The sequence below is a fragment of the Roseivivax isoporae LMG 25204 genome (genome assembly GCF_000521865.1).
Lineage (GTDB): Bacteria > Pseudomonadota > Alphaproteobacteria > Rhodobacterales > Rhodobacteraceae > Roseivivax > Roseivivax isoporae.
Genome location: NZ_JAME01000078.1, coordinates 1 through 6,613, shown reverse-complemented (window position 1 = coordinate 6,613; position 6,613 = coordinate 1). Strand labels below are relative to the sequence as shown.

At 61.8% G+C, this 6,613-nt stretch carries 6 protein-coding genes and 1 pseudogene; 1 reads left to right on the top strand and 6 read right to left on the bottom strand.

The window, feature by feature from the left end; all coding sequences use genetic code 11:
• Positions 1-167 precede the first annotated feature (167 nt).
• The 3 genes from RISW2_RS25770 to RISW2_RS25760 are packed head-to-tail and all read right to left on the bottom strand — an operon-like array spanning position 168 to position 1,941.
• A complete protein-coding gene (locus RISW2_RS25770) occupies positions 168-869 on the bottom strand; it encodes an SLC13 family permease (RefSeq protein ID WP_244437718.1) in 702 nt (233 codons plus the stop codon).
• Complete coding sequence (locus RISW2_RS25765; RefSeq protein ID WP_244437720.1) at positions 812-1,798, bottom strand: SLC13 family permease; 987 nt, start codon at positions 1,796-1,798, stop codon at positions 812-814. The genes RISW2_RS25770 and RISW2_RS25765 overlap by 58 nt, the downstream gene beginning before the upstream one ends.
• Entirely contained in the window at positions 1,795-1,941 is a 147-nt protein-coding gene (locus RISW2_RS25760; protein ID WP_244437717.1) for a hypothetical protein, read from the bottom strand. The genes RISW2_RS25765 and RISW2_RS25760 overlap by 4 nt, the downstream gene beginning before the upstream one ends.
• A 126-nt stretch (positions 1,942-2,067) precedes the next feature.
• On the opposite strand from RISW2_RS25760, the gene murJ reads away from it, so the two are divergent.
• Positions 2,068-3,582 (top strand): murein biosynthesis integral membrane protein MurJ, encoded by a 1,515-nt coding sequence (murJ, locus tag RISW2_RS22285; protein WP_084615534.1) that lies wholly within the window; start codon positions 2,068-2,070, stop codon positions 3,580-3,582.
• A gap of 6 nt (positions 3,583-3,588) precedes the next feature.
• On the opposite strand, the pseudogene RISW2_RS24385 reads toward murJ, so the two are convergent.
• From RISW2_RS24385 to RISW2_RS22275, 3 genes and pseudogenes are all read right to left on the bottom strand, one after another.
• A pseudogene (locus tag RISW2_RS24385) lies at positions 3,589-4,322 on the bottom strand (IS3 family transposase); the annotation flags it as partial.
• 700 nt (positions 4,323-5,022) lie between these two features.
• Positions 5,023-5,580 (bottom strand): hypothetical protein, encoded by a 558-nt coding sequence (locus tag RISW2_RS24880; protein WP_156943971.1) that lies wholly within the window; start codon positions 5,578-5,580, stop codon positions 5,023-5,025.
• Positions 5,581-5,721: 141 nt separating this feature from the next.
• On the bottom strand, positions 5,722-6,613 hold an 892-nt coding region (locus RISW2_RS22275; protein ID WP_244437715.1), incomplete at its 5' end, for an HsdM family class I SAM-dependent methyltransferase.

The following is a 6,613-nucleotide window of genomic DNA, read 5'->3' as shown; positions in this document are numbered from 1 at the left end:
GAATTCCAGGCCGTGCTTGCGGATCTAGCCTTCCGCGCCTCGCTGCCGCCACCGCCCGATCAGGTTGCGGTCAAAGCCCGGGACTTCTGGATCGAGCGCGCGGAACGTCGCGTGCGGCAGCGGATAGCGCCTTGTGCGTGGATGCCCGATTGATCGGCTACCCCTGTTCAGAACGGGAAGAAGATCGGGATGATCAGTACTGCCAACGCCGCGAAGATGATGTTGAGAGGAAGTCCCACCTTGAGGAGATCGCTGAATTTGTAGCCCCCGGCGCCGTAGACGAATGTGTTGGTCTGGTAGCCGATGGGCGTGGCGAAGCTCGCGGAGGCGGCGAACATGACCGCCATGATGAAGGGGCGCGGATCGTAGCCGAGCTCGATGACGAGGGCGATGATGATGGGGCCGATCAGAACGGCGACCGCGTTGTTCAACCCCATCTCGGTCAGGGCACTGGTCAGCACGTAGACAGCGGCGAGGATGGCGATCGGCCCGATCCCGCCAACCGCGCCGACCACCGTCTCGACGATGACCCTTGCGGTCCCCGTCTCATCCATACCCATCGACAGGCCCAGCATTCCGAAGATCATGAAAAGGATGCGCCAGTCGATGGCGTCGAAGGCTTCCTCGGGATCGACGCAGCGCGCCATCATCACGATGACGGCGTCGATGACGGCAAGCCCGGCGATAGGCATGACGTCCAATGCGGCAAGGCCCATCACGCCGAAGATCGTCACGATGGCGACCGAGGCTTTCGAGCGGCGTGTCGCCCGCTCCGAAGGCTCGGAGAGGTTGATGATCCCGCCGTCCTCCATCAGGCGCTGGAGGCCTTCCGGGGTTCCCTCGAGCAGGAGGGTGTCCGCGAACTGCAACCGCAAATCCTGCAGGTCGCGAGAGATGTTCTGGTCGGCGCGATGCACCGCCATAAGGTACGCACCGTATTCCGGCGCAGCTTCAGGTCCCGGATCGGCCGCCCCCGAAGATGGGAGTTCGGGCCGACACTCGCTTCCATGGTGATGGTCTGATCTGCCGTCACCGGCTCGAGATCGCGGTCGGTCATGTCCCGGAAAGTGACCTGGCCGTTCTCCTTCAGCCCCAGAAGCTCGCCGGTGCCCGTCTTCAGCACGATCCGGTCGTCGGCCTCCAGCGTCAGATCGTTCATCGAGGGCCGCATCGAGACCTCGCCCCGCACCACATCGAGGACCCAGGTTTCAACCGTATTGAAAGGCAGCTCGGACAGTTGCTTGCCGACATACCGGGACTCGTGGGGGATGAGCAACCGCGCCATGAACTTGCGCTTGCTCTCCTGTCCCAGAAGGCTGCTCAGGGAGGCGCGTTCCGGCAGCAGGAAGCGACCGGCCAGCACCAAGTAGAGCATGCCGACGGCCGCAAAGATCAGGCCGGGCAAGGTCATCTCGAACATCGAGATCGGGGGTTGTCCCGCTTCACGCGCCACCCCGCTCATCAGGATGTTCGTCGAGGTCCCAACCAAGGTCAGCGTTCCCCCGAAGATCGCCGAGAAACTGAGCGGGATCAGAAGCCGCGACGGCCCGACGCCGACCGAGGAAGTCACCGAGATCATGATCGGGGTCAGCAGGATCACGACGGGCGTGTTGTTCATGAAGGCCGAGGCGCCCATGGTGCCGATCATCATCAGGAGCATCGTCCGCAGGAAGGAGCCCCGAGCCTGCCGCTTCAGGACTTCCCCCAGGATGGCTAGCACGCCGGTTCGCTCGAGGGCCGCCGAGATGATGAACATCATGGCGATGGTGATCGGAGCGGACGAGCTGAAAACCGTCAGGAAATCTCCGGTCTCGACGATGCCTGTGGCCAGAAGGGCGGCGGAACCCCGAGCGTCGTGACCTCGGGTGGATAAATTTCCCTGAAGACGCTCAGGAAGACGATCCCGAGCAGCGCGAGAACGAATATCTGGTCAAGGCTCATGATCGACTCCGCCGGGCGCTATGGCGTATTCTCGCAATAAACGATAAAGCAAGTCGTGTTTTCAATCTGAATCGGGCTCGCCCTGCAAGTCAGCAGCGCGGACAAGCGTCGTGAGGGAGCTGTCGCATGTTGCGCAAGCTGGGAACGGTTTCCGGTCTGACACTCGCCAGCCGGATCTTGGGCTTTGTGCGGGACATCCTGCTGGCCGGTACACTCGGTGCGGGCCCGGTGGCCGACGCTTTCATGCTGGCGTTTCGACTGCCCAATCATTTCCGCGCCATCTTCGCCGAGGGTGCGTTCAACGCGGCTTTTCTTCCGGCCTGGGCGGCGACGGATGCGCGTGCTGGAGATACGACCACCCTCGGAGGTCAGGTGCTCGGCTGGCTTGTGCTGGCAAATATCGCGCTGCTCGCGCTTGCCGTGGGTGCCACCGGGTGGATGCTGAGCCTTCTGGCGCCGGGATTGTCGTCCACCGACCCGACCTGGCCGCTGACCATCACGCTGACGCGGATCACCTTCCCCTATCTTCTCTGCATGTCGCTGGTGGCGTTCCTTTCAGCTCTTCTGAACGCTCGGGACCGCTTTGCCGCCGCAGCCGGCGCGCCGGTCCTTCTTAACCTCTGCATGATCACCGCACTCCTTCTGGGGGATCACTACCCGAGCGCGGCCCATGCTGCGGCATGGGGCGTGCTGACGGCAGGGCTGGCACAGGTGGGGTTTCTTGCACTCGCGGCCGTGCGTGCCGGTATCGCCCTTCCTCGCCCGCGCCTTGGGCTCTCCCCGGAAACCGGGACGTTCTTCCGCCGGCTCGGACCGGCTGTTCTGACCACGGGCGCCCTCCAGATCGCCATCTTCGCCGATACCGTCATCGCCACGTTCCTGCCGGCCGGGTCCTTGTCGCACCTCTACTACGCCGACCGTCTCTACCAATTGCCCATCGGTTTGCTGGGCGTGGCCCTCGGCACGGTGATCCTGCCGGAGATCGGCCGCCGCGCCGCGCTCGGGGACGATGCGGGCATGCGCCGCGTTCTCGATCGGGCCCTGACGATCTGCCTCGTCGTCGGAGCTCCGATCACGGTGATCATGGCACTGCTCGGCGATTGGGCGATCCAGATCCTGTTCGTCAGAGGCGCGTTCGGCCTCGGGGAGGCCCGTGCCTCCGCGCAGATCCTCGCGGCTTACGCCGTGGGGCTTGTCCCGGCCCTGGGCGTGCGCTCCGCGGTTGCCGCCTTCCACGGGCGAGGCGACACCCGCACCCCACTGACCCTTCTTGTCGCCGCGACGGCGGTCAACGTCACGCTCAAGCTGGTGCTCGCGCCCGTTCTCGGAGCAGCGGGGCTCGCGCTGGCGACATCTGCCGGGGTCGGGCTCTACGCCGCGCTGCTGATCCGAACGGGACGGAGACGAGGCTATCTTCAGGGTCCGAAGCCCTCGGCGGTTGTCGTGGTGCCCCTGACCGCCCTGACCTCCGCCGCGGCGCTTTTCCGGTATCGGGCCGCGATTCTCGACGCAGCCTCGAGCCTCTTCGGTCCACTTGCCATGCCGCTGGCCTTTCTGGGCGCGGCCCTGGCGATAGCCGCGGTTCATGGTCTGGCGGCTTGGGCTGTGTCGACTTGGCAGCAATCGGCGCGCGCGCAGTGAACCGGTCGCCAGGCACTCCCGCGTGAACTCATCGATCAGGTTGAGCATCCGGAACCTCCTTCCGTCATGGGTCCGGCTCTCGACGAAGTCGTAGGACCAGACATGGTTGGGTCGCTCTGGCCTCAGGCGGATACAGGACCCGTCGTTGAACCAGAGCCTCGACCTCTTTGGTTGCTTCTGGGGAACCTTCAGCCCCTCCCGCCGCCAGATCCGTTCGACGCGCTTCACGTTCACCGTCCACCCAGCCTCCCGGAGGAGCACCGTGATCCGCCGGTAGCCGTACCGCCCATACTGCGAGGCCAGCGTGATGATGTCCGCAGTGAGCGCCTCCTCGTCGGGGCGACCGCGCGGGACCTTCCGTTGGGTCGATCGATGCTGACCGAGCACACGGCAGGCGAGGCGCTCGGAGACGCCGAACTTCCGCATGACGTGATCGACACAGCGACGGCGACGGGCGGGGCTCAGAAGTTTCCCGACGCGGCTTCCCTTAGGATCAGCTTCTCGAGCGTGAGGTCCGACACAGCGTTACGAAGGCGCTCGTTCTCCTTCTCCAGCTCCTTCAGACGCTTCACCTGGTTCGTCTTCAGGCCGCCATACTCCTTGCGCCACCGATAGTATGTGAACTGCGTGACGCCGATCGACCGCACCGCCTCGGCCACCGACTGGCCTTGCGACACCAACACGTCGACCTGCCGAAGCTTCGCGACGATCTCTTCCGGCTTGTGCTTCTTCTGGGGCATTCCTTCGTCCTCCATCTGGCTCGAAAGCCTACTTCAGGGAGGACCACTTTTCAGGGGGCAGGCCAGCTCAAGGCCCCCGAGCCAACCTTCATGCCAGGCGCTGCGCATGGCTCCTCCCATTTTCTTTCCGACGATCGCATTCTATCCCTTTAGATGAAAATACTAGACTCGAATCTTCCTAGGGGTGAACATTGGTGCCATTGCCAACCGGGAGGATAGGAATTGCCGGATTATTATGTGACTCAAACACTCAAGCTAATGGTGACCATGAAGTTCATCGGAGTGACGAAGTAGGCTGTCAGAATCCAGCTTCATCGTGGAGCAGGGTTTCAATTTGCTGGCATTCAGACTGCCACACGACTTGAGCAATGAGAGGATGACTGGCCAAGATCTAGCCGAAAGACTGACTGGATCTCGGCCTACCCAAGCGCCGGCTCATACTAGTCGCTTCGCTGCCCTCCATCATCCACAATGCCACGTCCTTCAGGACATTCGACCTGTCAGCCCGGCCTATAGCCGACCTTCATACAAGGCGCTGCGTAGGTCCGAACTTAGATTACGGTTTCTGACTGGAATGGTGAGCACGAAGATGCTTAGGGGAGGAACAAGGCGCGGAAAAAAATTCGCTTCGCAGGAAAAAAGTGTCTGTCTTTTGACAATGCGGCCGCTGCACTCGAACATTGCGCTTTAGTGCGATCTCTTACAGGTCGAAGCCGTAGGCAAGCTTGTCGTAAAAAGAGCACAGCTTTCTGTAGAAAGATGAATACGGATCAATAAAATCATCGGGGTTATGGCTCTCAATAAAGTCGCACAGCGCCTCTAAATCAACCTCTTTTGGGTCTTGATGAGGAATAAAAATTGCCACCTTTTCCACAGAAGTTTCGCCGATTATTTCGGCTGTAGTCTTGCCCTGCCAATGCTTTTCATACTGACTTCTGTAAGATGATAACGAATAACTCTTTGCTGCTATCCTTTCGCAAACCGCTCGTGCGGACGTGTAGGGTGATCCATACAATTCTTCCGCGTTATTGATTCCAGCATCTCGAAGGTAGCGAAAAACCGGTATAAAGGTTGTGCTAGACCTCCGGAAAGTTGGAAAAGCAAGCTTTTGAAGCCTTTCCGGATCGAACACGGACTTCTCCCGAGTGAAGTCGGTGTAGATTTCAGAGAGATTGGTCCCTTGATAGCCGCTTTCTGCAAGGGCCTTCTCTCCCTGCTCAGCGAGCTTCTCTTTTTTCTCCGCTTGCGCTTGTGCCATTCTCACGCCAACGACAAATTCGACGTCTTCTGTCGAGGCGCGCGCAAGGGGGTCTCCTCGGGCGCGTTCGGGTTCTTGACCGACAGGTCCCAGGTCTCGGCGTCGAGGTCGGCCACGTCCACCGACCAGCTCTGCGCACTGTTATCGCGCCCCGGCTGGAGAGCCACGAACTCTTTTAGGGTCCTCGTCGTTCAGCGGGTTGGTCTTGCCCAAGGACCGGCCCGGATCGAGCTGGTAATACCAGACCGAGCGCGACTTCGATCCCTTCTCGAAGAACAGCACCACCGTCTTGACCCCCGCGCCCTGGAACGTGCCCCCGGGGCAGTCGAGCACGATGTGCAGGTTGCAGCTTTCCAGCAGCTCCTTGCGGAGCGCCACGCTCGCCCCGTTGGTGTTCGACAGGAAGGTGTTCTTGATGACCACCGCACCGCGTCCGCCCGCGCGCAGCTTGCGCATGAAGTGCTGCAGGAAGAGATACGCCGTCTCGCCCGACTTGATGGGAAAGTTCTGCTGCACCTCCTTGCGCTCGCCGCCGCCGAAGGGCGGGTTCGCGAGGACGATGTCGTGGCGGTCGGCCTCCTGGATGTCCATCACGTTCTCGGTCAGCGTGTTGGTGTGCCGGATGGAGGGCGCGTCGATGCCGTGCAGGATCAGGTTCATGACCCCCAGCACGTAGGCGAGGGACTTCTTCTCCTGCCCGTAGAACGTCCGGCGCTGGAGCGTGGCCCACTCGATCGCCGACAGGTCGTCACGGCGCAGATGCTCCGACGCCTCGGCAAGGAACCCGCCCGAGCCGCATGCCCCGTCATAGATCGTCTCGCCGATCTGCGGATCGACCACCTTGATCATCGCGCGGATGAGCGGGCGGGGCGTGTAGTATTCGCCGCCGTTTCGCCCGGCATTGCCCATGCGCTTGATGCGCGTCTCGTAGAGGTCCGAGAGCTCGTGCTTGGCCTTCTGGGAGTTGAAGTTGAGCTCATCGACGATCTCGAGCGTATCGCGCAGGGTGTATGACCTGCTCCCTTTGGAGTCC

Excerpts from the sequence above, each read along its gene's own strand:
- RISW2_RS24880 (WP_156943971.1), bottom strand. The coding sequence starts at position 5,580 with ATGGCACAAGCGCAAGCGGAGAAAAAAGAGAAGCTCGCTGAGCAGGGA.
- RISW2_RS25760 (WP_244437717.1), bottom strand. The coding sequence starts at position 1,941 with ATGAGCCTTGACCAGATATTCGTTCTCGCGCTGCTCGGGATCGTCTTC.
- murJ (WP_084615534.1), top strand. The coding sequence starts at position 2,068 with ATGTTGCGCAAGCTGGGAACGGTTTCCGGTCTGACACTCGCCAGCCGG.